Annotated in this window: 14 protein-coding genes and 7 tRNA genes; 6 read left to right on the top strand and 15 right to left on the bottom strand. The window is 66.0% G+C overall.

The annotated features are described in order from the left end of the window. Positions 1 to 8: 8 nt before the first annotated feature. Positions 9 to 2,339 (bottom strand): ABC transporter permease, encoded by a 2,331-nt coding sequence (locus JOF56_RS17305; protein WP_209639016.1) that lies wholly within the window; start codon positions 2,337 to 2,339, stop codon positions 9 to 11. Continuing rightward, on the bottom strand, positions 2,336 to 3,031 hold the full coding sequence (locus tag JOF56_RS17300) for an ABC transporter ATP-binding protein (RefSeq protein WP_209639014.1): 696 nt from the start codon (positions 3,029 to 3,031) through the stop codon (positions 2,336 to 2,338). Before JOF56_RS17300 ends, JOF56_RS17305 begins: the two co-directional genes overlap by 4 nt. 138 nt (positions 3,032 to 3,169) lie before the next feature. Here JOF56_RS17300 and JOF56_RS17295 point away from each other — a divergent pair, with 138 nt between their 5' ends. Both JOF56_RS17295 and JOF56_RS17290 read left to right on the top strand, forming a co-directional pair. Next, a complete protein-coding gene (locus JOF56_RS17295) occupies positions 3,170 to 3,976 on the top strand; it encodes a sensor histidine kinase (RefSeq protein ID WP_307855137.1) in 807 nt (268 codons plus the stop codon). Then, positions 3,973 to 4,647, top strand: a complete 675-nt coding sequence (locus tag JOF56_RS17290) for a response regulator (protein ID WP_209639010.1) — start codon at positions 3,973 to 3,975, stop codon at positions 4,645 to 4,647. Before JOF56_RS17295 ends, JOF56_RS17290 begins: the two co-directional genes overlap by 4 nt. Position 4,648: 1 nt before the next feature. On the opposite strand, the gene JOF56_RS17285 is transcribed toward JOF56_RS17290, so the two are convergent. Continuing rightward, positions 4,649 to 7,240 (bottom strand): ATP-binding protein, encoded by a 2,592-nt coding sequence (locus JOF56_RS17285; protein WP_209639008.1) that lies wholly within the window; start codon positions 7,238 to 7,240, stop codon positions 4,649 to 4,651. A gap of 87 nt (positions 7,241 to 7,327) precedes the next feature. Beyond that, positions 7,328 to 9,484 carry an esterase-like activity of phytase family protein gene (locus tag JOF56_RS60130; protein WP_209639006.1) on the bottom strand — a complete coding sequence of 719 codons (2,157 nt, stop codon included), beginning with the start codon at positions 9,482 to 9,484 and terminating at the stop codon, positions 7,328 to 7,330. Positions 9,485 to 9,609: 125 nt separating this feature from the next. On the opposite strand from JOF56_RS60130, the gene JOF56_RS17275 reads away from it, so the two are divergent. From JOF56_RS17275 to JOF56_RS17265, 3 genes are all read left to right on the top strand, one after another. Further along, entirely contained in the window at positions 9,610 to 10,065 is a 456-nt protein-coding gene (locus tag JOF56_RS17275; protein WP_209639004.1) for an SRPBCC family protein, read from the top strand. Positions 10,066 to 10,216: 151 nt separating this feature from the next. Further along, a complete protein-coding gene (locus JOF56_RS17270; RefSeq protein WP_281065446.1) occupies positions 10,217 to 10,948 on the top strand; it encodes a response regulator transcription factor in 732 nt (243 codons plus the stop codon). Beyond that, a complete protein-coding gene (locus JOF56_RS17265; RefSeq protein ID WP_209639001.1) occupies positions 10,926 to 12,386 on the top strand; it encodes a sensor histidine kinase in 1,461 nt (486 codons plus the stop codon). The genes JOF56_RS17270 and JOF56_RS17265 overlap by 23 nt, the downstream gene beginning before the upstream one ends. On the opposite strand, the gene JOF56_RS17260 is transcribed toward JOF56_RS17265, so the two are convergent. Continuing rightward, positions 12,383 to 13,174: a class I SAM-dependent methyltransferase gene (locus tag JOF56_RS17260; protein WP_209638999.1), complete on the bottom strand. Its 792-nt coding sequence runs from the start codon at positions 13,172 to 13,174 to the stop codon at positions 12,383 to 12,385. The genes JOF56_RS17265 and JOF56_RS17260 overlap by 4 nt on opposite strands. A 37-nt stretch (positions 13,175 to 13,211) precedes the next feature. Then, entirely contained in the window at positions 13,212 to 13,829 is a 618-nt protein-coding gene (locus JOF56_RS17255; RefSeq protein WP_209638998.1) for an HD domain-containing protein, read from the bottom strand. A 116-nt stretch (positions 13,830 to 13,945) separates the two neighbouring features. Here JOF56_RS17255 and JOF56_RS17250 point away from each other — a divergent pair, with 116 nt between their 5' ends. Beyond that, positions 13,946 to 15,715, top strand: coding sequence for a chitinase (locus JOF56_RS17250; RefSeq protein WP_209638996.1), 1,770 nt, complete (start codon positions 13,946 to 13,948; stop codon positions 15,713 to 15,715). Here the strand turns inward: JOF56_RS17250 and JOF56_RS17245 are convergent, their stop codons facing one another. The 9 genes from JOF56_RS17245 to JOF56_RS17205 all read right to left on the bottom strand — a co-directional run bounded on the left by JOF56_RS17245 (position 15,716) and on the right by JOF56_RS17205 (position 18,880). Further along, positions 15,716 to 16,282, bottom strand: coding sequence for an HAD domain-containing protein (locus JOF56_RS17245; RefSeq protein ID WP_209638994.1), 567 nt, complete (start codon positions 16,280 to 16,282; stop codon positions 15,716 to 15,718). A gap of 20 nt (positions 16,283 to 16,302) precedes the next feature. Then, positions 16,303 to 16,376 (bottom strand) — tRNA-Cys (locus JOF56_RS17240). Between the two features lie 5 nt (positions 16,377 to 16,381). After that, positions 16,382 to 16,453, bottom strand: a tRNA-Arg gene (locus JOF56_RS17235). 10 nt (positions 16,454 to 16,463) lie between these two features. Further along, a tRNA-Lys gene (locus tag JOF56_RS17230) sits at positions 16,464 to 16,539 on the bottom strand. 1 nt (position 16,540) lies between these two features. Then, a tRNA-Ser gene (locus JOF56_RS17225) sits at positions 16,541 to 16,629 on the bottom strand. A gap of 13 nt (positions 16,630 to 16,642) precedes the next feature. After that, a tRNA-Gln gene (locus JOF56_RS17220) sits at positions 16,643 to 16,714 on the bottom strand. 99 nt (positions 16,715 to 16,813) lie between these two features. Next, positions 16,814 to 18,067 (bottom strand): group II intron reverse transcriptase/maturase, encoded by a 1,254-nt coding sequence (gene ltrA / locus JOF56_RS17215; protein WP_307855008.1) that lies wholly within the window; start codon positions 18,065 to 18,067, stop codon positions 16,814 to 16,816. A 656-nt stretch (positions 18,068 to 18,723) separates the two neighbouring features. Then, positions 18,724 to 18,797 (bottom strand) — tRNA-Leu (locus JOF56_RS17210). Between the two features lie 11 nt (positions 18,798 to 18,808). Then, positions 18,809 to 18,880: transfer RNA gene (locus JOF56_RS17205), tRNA-Glu, on the bottom strand. Between the last annotated feature and the right edge of the window lie 92 nt (positions 18,881 to 18,972).

Here is an 18,972-nt window from a genome sequence, read left to right as displayed (position 1 = left end):
CTGCCCTTTCATTCGTTGTGCAGGACGGTGGCGATCGAGATCCGCGCCGCGCCCCTGGCCGGAACGAGGGCGCCGAGTACCGCGATGACGATTCCCGCCAGAGCCAGCAGGACGAGCGTCGGTGCGTGGTAGACGTTCATGAACACGTCGATGGCATCGGCCTGACCCGCGGCCGCCATGGCCGGGACGATCAGCTCGTGCACGGCGACCCCGACGGGCAGGCCGACCAGTCCGCCGACCACGCCCAACGCCGCCATGGAGGTCACCATCATCACGGTGACCTGGCGCGGGGTCATCCCGATCGACTTGAGCATGCCCAGGTCACGCCGGCGTTCACGGGCATTGAGGAGCACGGTGTTGAAGACACCGAGCGCCGCGACCGTACCCAGCAGGAGCGTCAGGATCGTGGCAGCACTGATGATGATCACGGCGCTCGAGGACTGGCCGTCGCGCGGTGGCAACGCCCGCAGACCCGGGTCCTTGGCCCGGACATCGGCTGTGTAGGTCGCCCGGTCCGTGTCCGGCTTGAGTTTGACCTGATAGGAGTCTGCACGCGTACCCGGCGCCAGAAGGTCCACTGTGGACCAGTCGGCGAAGATCTGGTCGGCGTTGTTGGTCAGCACGACCCCGACGATCTTCAGCTGGGTCCGGTTGCCCCGCAGCTCCGCCGTGATGGTGTCGCCGACCTTGAAGCCACGCTGGTTGAGGAATCTCGATGGCGCCACCACCTGGCCCGGCGCGTCCGGCCAGTGCCCGGTCACCACACGGGGGCCCAGAGCAGCGGTGTCTCCCCGGTAGAAGTGGACATCGGCGTTCTGGCTGCCACCGGCCACCTGGACCATCAGCTCGGCCGTCGCCAACACGTTGGCCGTACCTGGCAACGAGCGCAGCATCGACTCGTCCTCGGCATCGCCCAGCACCGCATTGGGCTCCGTCTCCTCACCGGGTTCGACCGCCACAGGTCCGCCCCGTGGCTTGCCCGCCAGCAATTCGACCCGGTCGGTGTACGACGGCCTGACGGCATCGGTGTACGCGGTCATCGACAGCGTCACGCCGACTGCGAGCGTCGCAACCGTGACACCAAGGACAACGGAGGCCATGGTCAGGACAGTGCGGCCCGGACGGGCGAACGGCACGCCCAGGCCGAGACTGACTGAACGCGGCAACCGGGTACCGCTGAGCCAGCGCTGGACCCGCAGCGCCCGCCCGACATGTTGCGTGCTGCCGGCGCTGATCGCCTGAGCAGCCGACAGCCTGCGTGCGCGCAGTGCGGGAACGAGCGCGGCCAAGGCGACAATGAAGGGCATGCCCAGTATCGCGACGACATTCACCCACGGCGCGAAACTGATCTCGTCCAGCCCGAAGCCCTCAAGCGCGTCCTGCACGATCGGCTGAGTGAAGATGTTGCCGGTGACCGTGCCGAGCACGCAGCCGATCACCGACGGGATCAGGACCATGGTCAGGTAGATCGCCATCACCTGGTTGGAGGTGAAGCCGATCGACTTGAGCACCCCGATATGCCGGAATCCGGCCACCACCGCGCCGCTGACCACGTTGGCGACGATCAGGACCGCCACCGTCAGGCCGAGAATGCCGAAAACCATCAGGAACGGGATGAACACGCCCACCTCGGTCGTGGCCTTGTCCCTGACAGTCAGATAGGAGAGCGAACCCATCAGGGCGTTGGGCGCCAGTCCCGCTGTGACGGCGGCCTCGCCCGCACTGATCTCCGCTGCCGTCCCGGCGTGGGCGAAGCGGTAGAGCATCTGCGATGCCGTCGGCTGAAGGTCTTTCACCTGATCAGGGGTGACCCAGGCATCGGCGGATCCGCTCACCGAGTAGGCGAATCCGACAATCGTCAGCACGGGACGCCCAGGAAGCGAAAGCTTGAACCCGATATCGGCCCGGCCGCCCATGGTGCCTGGGGCGCGGTTCAGGACGATCTCTCCCGGGCCGGTCGCCCACCGGCCGTGCCATACGTTCAGCCGGTCGACCGGACCACCGGGGTCAGCCCTGCCCACCGTGGTCAACGTGCCCAGGAAGACGTCGCCCTCGGACGCGTCCAGAGTGGCCTGGCCGAACGGTCCGGCTGCCGCCTCCGCCTGCCGGGCGTTCTGGGTGAGCTGGGTATCCGTCGCTTTCGTCTGGTCGAACGCGGCAACCAGGTGCGCGCCGTTCTGCTGGGCGAAAGCGCGGTCGAACGGCGCGGCTGACGCGTCCAGCAGGCCGAGTCCCATCACGATGGTCGCCGTGGAGACCCACACCACGACGCCGATCACGATCGTCTGCAGCCTCCGGCGTCGCACAGCCGCACGAGCTGCCCGCCACACCGCGTTCACGGCGTGCGCTCCAGGCTGTTCTCACGTGCGATCCGGCCGTCGACGACTTCGATCACCCGGCTGGCACACCGGGTGGCGAGCCGCTCGTCGTGCGTGACCAGCAGCAGCGTCTGGCCGATCTGGTTGAGGTCGAGCAGCAGGTCCATCACCTGCTCGCCGGACCGGCTGTCCAGCGCGCCGGTCGGCTCGTCGGCCAGCAGCAGGGCCGGCCGGTTCATCAGGGCCCTGGCCACCGCGACTCGTTGGCGTTCCCCGCCACTCAGCTGCGCCGGATAGATGTTGCGGCGACTGGCGATGCCCAGTTCGTCGAACAGCTCCAGCGCGCGGTTGCGGGCCTGGCCTGCCGGGGTTCCGGTCAGCTGCGCGGCCAGCGCCACGTTGTCCAGCGCCGAGAGGTCGTCGAGCAGGTTGAAGAACTGGAAGATCATGCCGATCTTGTGCCTGCGGAACAGGGCGAGGCCGGTTTCGTTCAACGCCGTCAGGTCGGTGCCGTGCACGACCACTGACCCGGACGTCGGCCGGTCCAGACCGGCGACCATGTTCAGCAGCGTGGACTTGCCACTGCCGGACGGTCCCATCACCGCGACCGCTTCCCCGGCGCGGATGGTCAGCGACACTCCGTCCAAGGCGACCGAGTCGCTGTATTCCTTGCGCACGGCCGCCAGTTCGACGACCGGATCTGCACTCTGCATGGACGCAATACTGCGCAGTGACAGGCGGAACGGCATCAGTCCGGCGAGGTAACCTGCCGGACAGGGTCATCCTGGGGATGTAGCCCCTGCATCCGGGGAGTGATGCGTCCGCCCGGTCGCTCTGGGACAGTGGTCCCTGTGTGGGATCTCGGGGCCGGCTGGCTGCTCGTGGCCGTGGCCGCCTGCCTGGCCGCGGTGTTCTTCGCGGTACGGCTGGCAAAGGCCAGGCGTGCTTACGTCCACGCGATGCAGGAGCGCGGCTGGCTGCTCGAACGGGAGCGTGAAAGCGCCACCCGCAACGCCGTCGACGCCGAACGAGCTCGGATCGCCCGTGAACTGCACGACATCGTCAGTCACAACGTAAGCGTCATGGTGGTACAGGCCGGAGCGGCCCGTCAGGTGCTCGCCACCCAGACCGATGAGGCGACCGACGCATTGCTGGCAGTCGAAACCGCCGGACGCGACACGATGACAGAGCTGCGTCACATGCTCGGCCTGCTCGCACCCGCACCCGAGGACTCCGACCACCTGGCGCCGCAACCCAGCCTGAGCCGGCTCAGTTCCCTGATAGACCGCATCAGTTTCGCCGGGCTGCCAGTGGAAGTCCGCCTCTCCGGCGAGCCACGGCCACTACCGTCCGGTGTGGACCTCACGGCGTACCGGATCATCCAGGAGGCGTTGACCAACGCCCTCAAACACAGCGACGGCCAGAAAGCGGAGGTGACCGTGCGGTACGCGGATCACTACCTACGCATCGAGGTACTCAACACCGGCCCGAGTGTGTTGTCCGGAGACCGGACCTCGCCCATGGACAGCGAAGGAGAAGGGCGCGGATTACTCGGCCTACATGAGCGCGTGGCCGTCCTCGGCGGCGACCTGGATGCCAGGCGACGGCTCGGCGGCGGATTCCGTGTCCGCGCCCGGATTCCGCTCGAACGCCCATGACCGCACCACGAGTCGTCATCGCCGACGACCAAGCCCTTGTCCGCACTGGCTTCCGCATGATCCTGACCTCAGGCGGCATAAACGTCGTAGGCGAAGCCTCCGACGGAGCCGAAGCAGTGACAGCGGTGTCCTCACTACAGCCGGACGTAGTGCTCATGGACATCCGCATGCCCAACATGGACGGCCTGGAAGCCACCCGCCGCATCCTCAAGCAGTCGAGTGATTGCCGCGTGCTGATGCTGACCACATTCGACCTCGACCGCTATGTCTACGACGCCCTCGCCGCCGGCGCCAGCGGCTTCCTGCTCAAGGACGTCACCCCCGAACACCTCGTGGCCGCGGTACGTCTGGTCGAAACCGGCGACGCCCTGCTCGCCCCCTCGATCACCCGCCGACTCGTCGAACGCTTCACCGAACCACAGCCCCAATCCCCCGCCATCCACCAGGACCTGGCAGCGCTGACACCCAGGGAACGAGAAGTCCTGTCCCTGATCGGCCAAGGCCGTTCCAACTCCGAAATAGCCGACGACCTCACCCTCAGCGAGGCAACCGTCAAAACCCACGTCGCCCGCATCTTCGCCAAACTGACCCTCCGCGACCGCGCCCAAGCCGTCGTCCTCGCCTACGAAACCGGCCTGGTCATCCCCTCCACCCGCGGAGACCAGGCCTAGATCAGGATCCGAGTGCGGTGAGTTGGGCGCGTACTCGGGCCACGCCGGGGTTGCCGAGGTCGGTGAGCATCGATTCGGTCACCTGGTAGTGGTGGCGGGCCTGGTCGTGGTCGCCGGTCTTTTCGTACAGCTCGGCGAGGGCCCAGTGGGTGTCGGCTTCGCCGAGAGGGGAGTTGACTTCGCGCATTGCGGTGAGGGTTGCCTGGAGGTGGGTGTGGGCGCCGGTCCAGTTGCCGGCGCCGGTTTCGGCGCGGGCAAGGGCGAGCAGTGCACGGGCTGAGTTGTATGGGTCCGGGATGGGCAGGGCGGTCAGTTCGGTGTGGGCTTCGTGCAGGTGTCCTGTGGCTTCGGTGTATCTGCCTGATTCGATGAGGGCGCGGCCGAGGCTGATGAGGGCGAGGCCGGTGCTGCGGCTCTCGCCGGCTTCCCGATAGCCCGCCAGGGCGCGGGTGAAGTGGTCGATGGCCAGGTCCGCGCGGCCTTCGTCGAGGTGGGCGAAGCCGAAACGTTCGGTGGAGCCGGCGATGCGGTGGCGTTCGCCCAGTTCACGCCAGAGCTCGGCGGCTCTGGCCATGTGTGTCAACGCTTCGTCGTTGCGGTGCAGGGCGTGGTAGAGCAGGCCGAGACGGTCCTGGGCTTCGGCTTCCGCGGCCAGGTCTGGGCCTCCCCGGGTGGCTTCGACGGCGAGCAGGTCGAACTGCATCCAGTCGTGGTAGTGGGTGCGGTACAGGAACAGGCCCCACATGGCGTCGGCCAGTTGCCACACCTTGGTGGGCATTCCCCGCTCTGCTGCGGCCCGGGCGGCGGCGAGAAGGTTGGTACGTTCCCGATCGAGCCAGTCCAGGGCGTCGGCGTGACCGTCGAATGTGACCTGGTCGACTGGGACGTGCTCGATGTCGCGGCGGAGGCCCTGGCGGTGCGGGGTGACGACGCGCCCCGCGGCGGTCGCGGTGTCGAGGTACCAGTCGAGCATCCGGTGCACGCCCAACGCCCGGTCCGCGCTGGATTCATCGGACTCTGCGATCTCCATGGCGTGCAGCCTGATCAGGTCGTGGAACCGGCAACGGTCCTCGGCCACCTCCTCCAGCAGGTTGGCGTTCACCATCTCGTCGATCAGCCGCTCGGCTTCCGGCCGTGATGTCCGCAGGGCCGCCGCGGCCACGCCCGCGTCGAAATCCGGCCCGGGATGCAGGCCGAGCAGCCGGTACAGCCGGGCCGCTGGCATCGAAAGCGCTTGATAGGACACGTCGAACACCGCCTTCACCGACAAGTCGTCGCCGAAACTGAGCCGGTCCAGCCTCCCGTCGAGATCGGCGACGAGTCTCTTGACTGTCCACTTAGGATGAGACACCAGCCGGGCGGCGGCAACACACAGTGCGATCGGCAGGCCACCGCAGAACGTCACCAGCTCACGCGCCGAATCCAGCTCGTTCTTGATCCGTACCGCTCCCACCGCCCGGCTGAGCAGTTCCACCCCGTCCGGGACGCCGAGCCGGTCGATCTCGACGAACCGGGCGCCCTGAGTAATGAGTCCACCAAGCCGCACCCGGCTGGTCGCGACCGTGACACTCGATTCGGACGCAGGCATGAGCGCGCGAACCTGATCAGCGGAAGCGACATTGTCCAGGAGGATGAGCAGGCGACGGCCCGCTGTGAGCGACCGGAACATCGCGGCCTGTTCATCGGTGTCGACCGGGACTCGCGCGGCCGCCACTCCCAACGCCCGGAGAAACCGGCCGAGAACCTCGACAAGCGCGACCGGCCGGCCAGGACCGCCGAGATCCGCGTAGAACTGCCCGCCGTCGTATCTGGCCCGGACCCGATTGGCCCAGTACAAGGCGAACGCGGTCTTGCCGACGCCAGGCGGCCCGATGAGCACGACCAACTGTCCCTGGCGACCGGCCTGATCAAGCGTGCGCAGTTCCCGTTTGCGGTTGACGAACGTGCCCGTGGCCGCACGCAACTGCCGTGGCGAATCCGACGGCGGGTCCTCGCGATCGATGACAGGCGGGATGCTGGTGCCCGGAAGATGAATCCAGCCGTGCAGCCGGTTTCGTTTCACCTTCACCGCGACCGGGTGGAACGCGGCGGGATCGATGTTCCGGAAACCGTGTCGCACAATGCTGTCGTAAATGCCGTCGGACACGATCGCGGCGAGCGGCACGGGTGAGTGCCGTAACGCGATTCTCAACTCCTCAGCTTCAAGGAGCCGGCACGCGGCCAGGAGATCCGTGCCGGACAAGCCGTAGTCATCAACACCGACTTCACCTGCGTGCACCACGAGCCGCAGCCGGATCCGTTCGGACAATCGCGCGTGCCGGTTGTAGTCCACCAAAGCGGCACACAGCCCGCTCAGCAACGGATCCAGCAGCAGCACCTTCGAAACCTCGGGCGGCACCACAACAATGGCGCCGTCGCCTCGGTCCTCATGGACGCACAGGTCCCAGGGGATGCCCGCGGCGGCGAAGGAGTCCTGAACAACCCGGTAGATCCCAGCCCGGACAACAGTCTGAGCGCTGTCGTCGCGGTAGGGGTCGGAGAACCCCTCCACGTCGAAAGCGAGGACAGACTGGTGCGTCGGGTATGGATGCATCAGCCGCCAGATCTACCCGCCCGGGCGGACCGGACTCCATGTCAGATGACACAGTGAGCCGGAACGTCACCCGGCTGGCCGAACCGCTCAGTGGATCCAGCCCAGCCTCAGGAAGACCGACTCACCGGGCGCGTCATCGACGCCGTCGTTGTCCACCACGCCGACCAGGCGGCGGAACAGACCTTCGCCCACGACCGCCAACCCTTCAGGCTTGTCATGCACGGCCCCGCTGCCTGCCGCGAGTGCGGGCATCAGGTCGTATGCGAGAGTCTTGGATACCAACGGTTTCGGCTGGCCGGCAGCGACCGGGGCCACTTTGCTGATGTCCACGCGGTACACCTTCTTGACCTTCGCCGCATCACCGCGTTGGTTGTCACGCTCCAGTACCAGCAATGTGCGGTCGTTCAGCGCGGTCACTTCGGAAAGCCCGATCCACGCTCCTGCCGGGGCCGCGTCCAGCGGATACGCCACGAACGCCCATTCGCCGGTGGCTGGCGTGAACCGTGCCAGCGTCACCTGACCAGCCTTGTCGGTCTTCCATTCTCGTTGTACCGCAACCCATACGTGCTCCCCCGCAACGGTCACGCCTTCAAAACCATTGCTGGTGGCCGTAGCCGCCACTGCGGCGGGCAACGGAACCTCGCGGACAACGGCTCCGGACGCGGCCACTTCCACCAGGAGGTTCGGCAGTTTCTTGCCGTCGCCCTCGGCCGCCAGCCAGTAGCCACCGCCACGGCGTGCCGCGATGCCCTCGCCGTCGTAACCGACCGGCTGGCCGTTCTTGGTCAGCGTCAACTCCCCGCGAACGCGGGCGGGTGAGGCGAGAGTGTCGATGGTGAGCACACGCGTCGGGCTGTACGCCGCATCGGTCACGGAAACCACATTGCGGTAGTCGCCCGGGATTCCGGAGAGCCCTGACAACGCACCGAATCCGATGCCGTCAGAGACGATCGACGGCGCCGACAGCGGCGTGCGAGTCAGACGGTACGAGCTAAGCGAAGACCGCACGCTGTCTTTAGCGGCATCCTCCTCAGCGGAGACGACAAGCGTGCCGGTCGCGGGAATCGGAAGCAGCCCTTCAGGCCCCACGCCGGTTGGCACTGCTTGTAGGAAGCGTGGGCGGCGCGGGTTGTTCACGTCGTACACCGCAACGAGGTTCGCACGTTCCATACCGACGAACGCGTACCGGTTGCGGCCGAACGTGGCCACGGCCAGGCCCTCCGGCTCGACGCCCTTGTTGTCGGAGCGACCATCCGGGTACTGGCCCTGCGTGATCGCGACCTGCTGGAGTTCGTTGCCCGAGGAGTACACGACGTGACCGGTACTCGCGTCGAAGACCGTCCACGTACGCGAGCCGCCCAGATAGTCGCCCTCGTCGGCGGTGCCGAGCGTACGGTCGTCGAGCCAGGCCACCGCGTCCGGCTCGCGCGCTGCGGTGATCGTGCCTGTCGGGTCGATCCGGCCGTCATCCTCGGTGTCGACGCCGTTTACCGTCACCGAGCCCGCGGAGAAGTGGTTGAGGATCTTGCCCGAGCGCAGGTCCACGACCGCGATGTGGTTGTTCTCCTGCAGGGTCACGGCCACCTGATCACGCCCGTTGATGCTGACGTACTCCGGCTCCGGGTCACTCGGCGCGACCGCGGCAAGGCCCGTGAGCTCGACCCGTCGCAGTCCCCAAGCCGCCGGGGCGCTCTTCAGGTCGACGATGGCCAGGAAACCGGCGGGCAGCTGCGGGATCTCGCCCTCGTTGACGTCCTCGTCGCGCTCGTTCTCGATCGCGATGGCGGCGTACCGGCCGTCATGCGAGATGTCGATAGAGTCCGGCTGCCCACCCAGGTCGTGTGTGGCCACCACGGCCCGGCTCGTCAAGTCGACGACCACCAACACCCCGGAAGGCTCGGTGAACGACTTCGACGTGTTGACCGCGACCAGCGCCAACCGGCCGAGGATGTCCACCGACGTCGGCTCACCCGGCATCGGCAGCACACCGTCCGGCGCGAGCTTGCCGTCCCGGCCGACCTTGGTGAACCCGATCCGCTTGGCCGGCGAGTCGGTGTAGACCACGGTCTTGCCGTCCGGCGTGGCGGCCGCGATCTCCGCAGCCGTGTGCTCGTCAACGGAGCTGTTACGGAACACGGGCATGGTGTCGACGCGCTGGAACCGTTCGGGCACAGTCGCCATCGCTGGCGACGGCAGAGCAGACAGGGTCAGCACAACCGCGAGTAACCAGACCGGACGGGCCACGGAGCCTCCTACCTCGACATTGGGCGCGCGCATTGTGGCCCGCCCAGACGACGAAAAGATGAACAACTGGCCTGGTTCTGGGATGATGCTCCCGGCGTTGGGCCCATCCGCACAAGGAGCGCGCTATGGCCGGTGGTCAGTTCGAGGCGACTGTGGAGATCGACCGACCGGTGGCGGAGGTGTTCGCCTTCCTCGCCGAGGGCACGAACGATCCCAAGTTCAGCCCTCGGGTGCAGCGGATCGACAAGAAACCGGCTGGTCCGACCGCGGTCGGCACGGTGTTCGTGAGCACGGTCAAGGACGCCGGGATGAAGACCGGCCGGGAGTTCGAGATCACCGAGTTGCAGGAGAACAGCCGGATCCGCTGGGCGGAGCGGAGCAAGAACCTGGTCACGGCGGCCGAAGGCGGGTACGACTTCGAGGCCGTCTCCGACAGCAGGACCCGCGTGCGGATCTTCAACGTCCTGGAAGGCCATGGTTTCGGCAAGGTCATCGTCGGGCTCGCGCTGGGCGCGGCCCGCAAGGACGCGCCGGCCTTCGGCAACCGGATCAAGGCCGCCGTCGAGGGAGCCACGCCTTGACGCCCACGGCCGTCACGCCGAGGTAGCCGGAGCCTGTCCTGGTCGTTGCCGGTACGGCGTCCTGAGTGGCCTTTGCCGCGCGCGGCAGGTCCACAGCTGTTACACAGGTATGCCACAGCTTGCCCATACCCGCAGCACCGAAAGTACATCCATGACTCCGCCGACTCCCGGTCCTGACCTGCGAAGAGCCGACGGCCAGCCGATCCGTGCGCTGGTCGTCGACGACGAGCTGACGCTGGCCGAACTGCTCTCGATCGCGCTGCGGTTCGAAGGCTGGGAGACCGCGACCGCCACCGACGGGTTGAAGGCGGTCAAGACGGCCAAGGAGTTCCGGCCGGACGTCGTGGTGCTCGACATCATGCTTCCCGACCTGGACGGTCTCGAGGTCCTGCGCAGGCTGCGCGCGGACGAGCCGAACCTGCCCGTGCTGTTCCTGACGGCCAAGGACGCGGTCGAAGACCGCATCGCAGGCCTCACCGCGGGTGGAGACGACTACGTCACGAAGCCGTTCAGCCTGGAAGAGGTCGTGCTGCGGCTGCGTGCGTTGCTGCGCCGGACCAGGGTGGTCGCGGCCGACGAGGGATCGGTGCTGACGGTCGGCGACCTGACGATGGACGAGGACAGCCGCGAGGTGACCCGTGGCGGTGACCTCATCGAGCTCACCGCGACCGAGTTCGAGCTGCTGCGCTACCTGATGCGTAACCCGAAACGGGTGCTGAGCAAGGCGCAGATCCTCGATCGCGTCTGGAACTACGACTTCGGCGGCCAGGCCAACGTGGTCGAGCTGTACATCTCCTATCTCCGCAAGAAGATCGACGCCGGGCGGCAGCCGATGATCCACACGATGCGAGGCGCCGGGTATGTCCTCAAGCCGGCCACGTAAGCGCTGGACGCTGCGGGCACGGCTGCTGGCCCAGCTGATCGGCCTGCTCGCGCTGATGTCCGTGCTGATCGGCGGGCTCACCGAGCTCGCGATCAGCGGCATTCTGATGCAGCAGCTCGACACCCAGCTGTCGGGCGCGCGCAGTCGTGCCTCAGACGCCCTCGAACGAAGCGTGCCGCCGCCGCGCGGCGGCGGTCCACGCTTCGATCGTCGGCCACTGACACCCGACACGCTGCTCGTGCAAGGGCAAGGGCCCGGCACCCTGGGCGCTCTGATCCGCGATAACAGCATCCAGGCCAGCGTGATCACCACGGCCGGCGCGCCCCAAGCCGTGCAGGTGCCCGGCTCGGTGCGCAACATCCCGCTCAACCAGCAGCCGCAGACCCTGGATCTCGGCGGCTCGCTGGGGAGCTACCGGGTGACGGCCAGCCGGACCAAAGAGGGTGACGTGATGGTGGTCGGGCTGCCGTTGGACGACGTGAACACGATCCTCATCCGGCTCGCGCTGATCATGGCCGCGATCGCGTTGACCGGGCTGCTCGTCGCAGGCGTGGTGGGCGCGTTCATCGTCCGCCGCACGCTGCGCCCGCTCAACCGGGTAGCGGACACCGCCAGCCGGGTCGCGGAGATGAAGCTCGACGTGGGCGAGGTCGCGCTGTCGGAACGTGTTCCGGACACCGACTCACGCACCGAGGTCGGCAAGGTCGGTGACGCACTGAACCGCCTGCTGGGGCACGTTTCCGCCGCGCTCGCCGCCCGGCAGGCCAGCGAAACCCGGGTCCGCCAGTTCGTCGCCGACGCGAGCCACGAACTGCGGACACCGCTCGCGGCCATCCGCGGCTACGCCGAACTGACCAGGCGCAGCAAGGACGTGGTGCCGCCGGACGTCGCCTACGCCATGAGCCGCGTCGAATCCGAGTCAGCCCGGATGACAACCCTCGTGGAAGACCTGCTTCTGCTGGCCCGTCTGGATTCCGGCCGGCCACCAGTGCACGAGCCGGTCGACCTCTCCCGAGTGGTCACGGACGCGGTCGCCGACGCCCACATCGCAGGCCGCGATCACCACTGGGTACTGGACGCACCCGGCGTCCCGGTCATGGTCTTCGGCGACGCCGGGCAGCTGCACCAAGTGATCATGAACCTGCTGGCCAACGCCCGCACCCACACCCCACCCGGCACCACAGTGACCACCTCACTGTCCATACAGGGCAGACAAGTAATGATCATGGTGGCCGACAACGGCCCCGGAATCCCACCCGAGCTGCAGCCCAACATATTCGAACGCTTCGCCCGCGGCGACAGCTCAAGATCCCGGGCCGCCGGCAGCACCGGCCTCGGCCTGGCCATCGTCGCCGCAGTCGTCGGCGCACACGGCGGAACGATCGAGGTCCACAGCCAACCCGGAAACACAGTTTTCACGATCAGACTGGGAAGCTAACCACTGCAAAGGATTTCGCCGTGGGTGATGGTGAACCAGGCGTCTCTGTCGGCGCTCCATTCGCGCCAGCCTGCGGAGATTCGTTCGAGGTCGGCGGGGGTGGCGTAGCCGTATTCGACCGCGTGCTCGGCGATCGCGGTGTGCAGGATGCGGTCGGCCCACATTCCGCCCCACCACTCGCGTTCCGCTCGCGAGGCGTAGCACCAGACTGACGAAGATGCTGTCACCTCAGCGAATCCGGCTGCGTTCGCCCACGAGAGCAGGCGGCGGCCAGCGTTGGGTTCGCCGCTGTTATGCCGTGCGACCCGCTGGTACAGGGCCATCCATTCGTCCAGGGCGGGCAGCTCGGGATACCAGGCCATTGACTTGTAGTCACAATCCCTGACCGCCACCACGCCACGCGAGACGCGCCGCATTTCCCGCAGTGCGCCAACAGGGTCGTGAACGTGTTGAAGCACTTGATGGGCATGCACCACGTCGAACGAATTGTCCGCGTACTTGAGCGTGTGCACGTCCGCGATCTCGAATCGGACGTTGTCCAGATTTCGTTCGGCCACATAGCTTTCGCCCACGGCAAGGGCGTCGGCGACCGGCTCGATCGCTGTCACCCGGCCTGGCGCGACGATCTCGGCGAGGTCGGCCGTGATGGTGGCCGGCCCGCTTCCGACGTCCAGAAGCGACAGTCCGGAACGCAAGTGCGGCAGCAGGTATGCAGCCGAGTTGACTGCCGTCCGGGACCGGTGCGATCGGAGGACGGCTTCGTGGTGTCCATGCGTGTAGATCGGCACACTACCGAGACTAGAACCTTGTCTCGAATTATGGGAGCTATTTCTCAATATATGGAAGCCCCTCCAGCTCTCGGGCCATGTTCGCCCTGGCCTTGCTGTCCCAGTGGGCCTTGGCCTGTGGCGTGACGAACAGATCTTCACGGTCCAGCAAGCGGCCCAGGACGGCCGCCCGGCCTTGCTGCCAGAGATCGTCGGGGACGGATGCGTACTCTTTGCGGACTGCGGCCGCGTAGCCGTCGTAGATGTCCGGGTCTGCACCAAGGATGGACAGGTCCGCGTCCAACAACAGGTGGGCGAGCTCGTCGTCCGACTCGTGTTTGAGGGTCGCCAGGATCAACTGCTCGACTCTGGCGATGTACACCTCATCAACGCTCGCCTCGCTGAGTTTTTCGCGGGCCCATTGAGCGCTCGCACGCTCGTCGTCGCCGGGACGGGCGTCGTAGACCACGTCGTGCGCGCAGATCGCCAAGGTCAGGATCGCCCGGTCCTCGCCGGTGAGCTCGCCGAGTGTCCGGGCTTCTCGTAGCACGGCTTCGATGTGCGTCGCGTTGTGATAAGCCCGGTGGCTCTCGGCGTACCGGCGGGCCAGGTCGTCGGCCGCGTCTGTGGCGACGCCGCCGAGCAGACGGACCGCTTCGTCCCACTGCTGCTTCATCCGGCCAGGGTAGCCGGGCGCATAAACCCGAACTTGGTCTAGACAACTGACGAACGTTGTCCACACAATACGAGTCCGGTGGCACCCTGCCTCGCCACCGCCCTGTGGAGGTCGCGATGACTGCCCTTCGTCGAAGATTATCCGCTCTGATCACCGCGATCGCGGTGATCCTGACGGCCTTCGCCGCCCCAGCGAGCGCGGCGAATCTGCTGACCAACCCCGGCTTTGAAGCCGGCTCGTTGTCGGGCTGGTCGTGTTCGGGTGGCACGGTGGTGACAAGCCCTGTGCGGACCGGGAGTTACGCCCTGGCCGCGACCGCGTCCGGCATGGAGATCGGCAAGTGCACACAGACTGTGTCGGTCGTGCCGAACACGACGTACACGGTTTCCGCCTGGGTGCGCGGGAATCCGGTCTACCTCGGCATCACCGGCGGGCCGTCGACGTGGACGAACGCGCCCAGTTACACGCAGCTGTCACTGACATTCACGAGCAGTGCCTCGCAAACTTCGGCACAGCTGTACCTGCACGGCTGGTACGGCGCCGGAACCTACAACGCCGACGACATCGTCCTGGATGGACCTGGCGGCGGGAATCCCGGAGCGCCTGGAACGCCTGGGAATCCGAGCATCGGCGCGATCACGAACACCTCGATCGCCTTGTCCTGGAGCGCTTCGAGCGGGACCGTGACCGGTTACCGCGTGTACGAAGGCAGCACTGTCCGTGCGACCGTCACCGGCACATCGACCACGATCACCGGACTTGCCACGTGCTCCAGCCACAGCTACACGGTCGCCGCCTACAACAGCGCGGGCGAGTCAGCGAAGACCACACAGGTTTCGGCCACCACAACAGGTTGTGTGTCGACCGGTCTGCCGAAGCACGCACTGATCGGGTATCTGCACACGAGCTTCGCCAACGGTTCCGGCTACATCCGGATGGCCGACGTGCCCGACACGTGGGACGTCATCAACCTCGCGTTCGGCGAACCGACCTCGGTCACGTCCGGCGACATCCGGTTCCGGCAGTGCCCGGCCGCCGAATGCGCGGGAGTCGAGTCCGAAGCGGACTTCATCGCCGCGATCCGCGCCAAGCAGGCCAAGGGCAAGAAGGTGCTGATCTCCATCGGCGGCCAGAACGGCCAGGTCCAGCTGACGACGGCCGGGGCGCGGGACGCGTTCGTCAACTCGGTCAGCGCGATCATCGACAAGTACGGCCTGGACGGGCTCGACATCGACTTCGAGGGCCACTCGCTGTACCTCAACGCCGGTGACACCGACTTCCGCAACCCGACCACGCCGGTGATCGTCAACCTGATCTCGGCCCTGCGCACGCTCAAGAGCCGCTACGGCGCCAAGTTCGTGCTCACCATGGCACCGGAGACCTTCTTCGTCCAGGTCGGCTACCAGTTCTACGGCGGTGCGGGCGGCGGCGACAACCGGACAGGCTCGTACCTGCCGGTCATCCACGCCATGCGGGACGCCCTGACCGTGCTGCACGTCCAGGACTACAACTCCGGCCCGGTCATGGGCCTGGACAACCAGTACCACACCATGGGCGGCGCGGACTTCCACATCGCGATGACCGACATGATCAAAGCCGGCTTCCCGGTGGCCGGCACCGGCCACACCTTCCCAGGCCTGCGCGAGGACCAGATCGCGTTCGGCCTACCGGCCGCAGTCAGTGCAGGCAATGGCTACACAGCCCCGGCTCAGGTGCACACAGCACTGAACTGCCTGGCCCGCAACCAAAGCTGCGGCGGTTACACCTTGCGCGGCGGCGCCTCACCGGCCATCCGCGGCCTGATGACGTGGTCGATCAACTGGGACCGTTACTACAACTGGGAATTCCAGAACAGCCACGAACCGTTCCTCAACGCCCTGCCGTAACTATCCAAGGGCCCAGGCCCGGACCATGTCCATGTGATCTGGCCGCATGCCCGTGCTGGGGTCGACATGGACCAGCAGCGTCGCCTTGCCCGCCCGGCTTTGCTCAAAAGCCTGGCGGGCTTCGGCGTACATCGGGTCGTCGTGTTCGTCGTCCAGCCAGGCCAGCGGACGGCCGCCGGCGAACTCAGCCACGCCGGACCATTTCCAGCTCCCGTCACGCCGCCAGTGATGGCCACCCGCGACCGGTTGCAGGTCGGACTCAGGGAACTCGACCACCGGCAGGTCCGGCAACGCCAGCACCGGCGCGACATAGGCGTTGGCCTGGTGCAGCCAGGTCGTCGCCCAGGCCAGTGTCAGACCGGTCTCCTCGGCCAGCGCCCACAGCTGTTCGCCGTGGTCAGGGTTCAGCCAGACGCGCATTCCTTTGCGGCGCCTGGCATCTTTGCCGGTCAGCCATCGGCCTTGCGGCGTCAGGCGGTAGGTGGAGTAGCCAGGTGGGCGGCGTGTCGCTTTCGCCGCATAGGGATTCAGGGGGCCGTCCACGTCCAGCAGCAGTAACCCGCGCATCCCGCCTCCCTTCTCCACAGTGGAGACCCATCCGGGAGTCGAACCCGGAATCAACTGCTTTGCAGGCAGTTCCACGACCGTCGTGACATGGGCCAGGAGTGCCCCCAGCAGGAGTCGAACCTGCATCTCCGGCTTCGGACGCCGGTGTCCTGTCCATTGAACGACAGGGGCTGGCTTTTCTTGGTGGGCCGCCAGGGACTTGAACCCTGAACCCGCTGATTAAGAGTCAGCTGCTCTGCCAGTTGAGCTAACGGCCCGCGGAGGATGCAGGATTTGAACCTGCGCGGCGCTCTCGCACCGACTACCGTTTTCGAGACGGATGCCTTACCAGGCTCGGCCAATCCTCCTTCTGCTTTCGCGCTCCCGGTCCAGGGTTCGAACCTGGATAGACGGATCCAAAATCCGCCGTGCTGCCAGTTGCACCAACCGGGAATGCCGTACCCCTAGTCGGGTAGCCCGGGGCATCTCAGCCCCAGGCTCCCGCAGATCCGTACGTGAACCTCTCGGTTCATACGGCTCTTGTCACCTTGATCACCAGACAGAAGTGACCCATTTCCAGTGCACGAACAGCCGGGGATACGAACGCGTGACCCCTTCAATGCACTGGCGGGCCTTCTTGACTGCCGCCAACCGTCTGTACTTGTCGCGGATCCAGCGCACCAAGTAGGCGTTGATGCGCCCCAAGAGCGGATACAGCTTGGACTGATAGAACCGGCCGTAATACTGCATCCAACCCGCCACGATCGGATTGATCTCCTTGGCGAGTCCCGAGAAGGTGTGATTGCCGCGCAGGTGAAGCCCCCACTTGCGGACCTCACCACTGATCTTCTTCAAGGCTTCCTTGCTGATCGCAGGCGAGAACGACAGGAACATCGCTCCCTTCTTATCCCGCGCACCACGTGCCTGGAACGTATAACCGAGGAAGGTGAAAGAGGTGTGTTCGTACGAACCGCGCCTCTTCCCATCCTGGCAATACACGATCTTGGTCTTGTCGGGATGCAACGTCAGCCCGACTTCGGCCATCCTGTTCCTCAGCGCCCGCAGAACCGCACGGGCCTGCTGCTCGCTCACGCAGTGCACTACCGCGTCATCGGCGTAGCGCTCGAACTCGACCGTCGGGAATTCCCGGGTCAGCCACATGTCGAACGCGTAGTGCATGAACAGATTCGCCAGCACGGGAGAGACCGCCGATCCTTGCGGCGTGCCCCGGTCTCTCTCCTGCAAGGAACCATCCGGGAGCTGCAACGGGGCAGCAAGCCACCGTTTCACATACAGCAGCACCCAACTGGCGTCGGTGTGTGCTTCCACAGCCTTGACGATGAGATCCCACCGGACGCTGTCGAAGAACTTCTGGATATCGAGGTCGATAACCCAGTCGCGCTTCCAACACCGCTTCCGGCAGCGTTCCACCGCTTGCAGGGCGGACCGCTTCGGCCGGTACCCCCAGGAGTCATCGTGGAACGCCGGTTCCACGCGTTCTCCCAGATGACGGGCCACTACAGTCTGTGCCACCCTGTCGGCGACCGTGGGCACGCCCAACAGGCGCACCCCGCCACCGTGCTGCTTCGGAATTTCCACCGCGAGCACTGGAGGCGGAAAGTACGATCCCGAGGACATGCGATTCCAGATCTTGTACAGATTGTTCTTCAGATCGGCCTCGAACTCCTCGATGGACTGCCCGTCCACCCCTGGCGCTCCCTTGTTCTTCCTCACCTCCTGGAAGGCCTCCCAGACCTCCCACTTCGAGATATCAAACGGTCTGCCTTGCGACTTCAGTTTGTTCACGTAGCTCCTCCCAGGCACATGCCTGGTTGACTAAAAGAACAGAACCACAGATGACCCAGCCCCTTCGCTCCACCTCCATTACAGAGGCTTCGGCACTACTACGAGCTGGTCCGCCAGCCGACCCCGCGTCGGTACTCAGTCTCTTACGGTTTAGCCGCTTGAAATTCTCCCTCTCGCCGTCCACAAGGGACAGCAGTGTCGGGGCAAGCCTTCTCACGTTCCCCGTGGAAGCAGCAGATCAGGCTCACGTCGCCTCCATGCCGGACACCACCTGGCCAGTCGACGGGCACCCGCCAGGCTCATCCCGGGATTTCCTGGACACCCCGGTTTTGATGTCAACTGATTCGATTTCGACACGTCAGCAGCGATTCGCTTGCGCTCGTCTTCCTGATCCCTACCTGACACCTATCTGATGCCTTTTCCTCATCGCTCACCACGACAGTCTTCAGCTAACGCAGCATGAGGCGGTTTGAAGCCTCCCCCCGCAGGGCGGCTCCGAAGGGCCACAACCTTCATCTTCCACGTGGCATCGCTTCGGGAACTCTGCCTACATCCAAGCTCCTTCCACGTTCGTGACACACCCAGGATTCGAACCTGGACCGGACGTGTTCTGAGCGCGTTGCCTCTTCCGTTGGGCTATAGGGGCTTGTTCTGCGTACGGCTCCGGGGAGTCGAACCCCGACTGGACAGGCCCTCAACCTGTTGCCTCTACCTGTTGGGCTAGAACCGCTGGACACTGCGCAGCGCGTACGGGATTTGAACCCGTGTCTTCGGTGTGAGAGACCGATGTCCATTCCCCTGGACCAACGCGCCTCAATTGTTTTCGGGCATCGCCGAATAAAGAAAGCCGCCCGGATCGGTTCCCCGATGGGCGGCTCCCTGGAAAACGAGACCTCTAGGGAGCC

This window comes from Kibdelosporangium banguiense, assembly GCF_017876405.1.
Classification (GTDB): Bacteria; Actinomycetota; Actinomycetes; order Mycobacteriales; family Pseudonocardiaceae; genus Kibdelosporangium; species Kibdelosporangium banguiense.
Note: the sequence above shows the minus strand (reverse complement) of the source record. Positions and strands in the feature narration are given on the sequence as shown.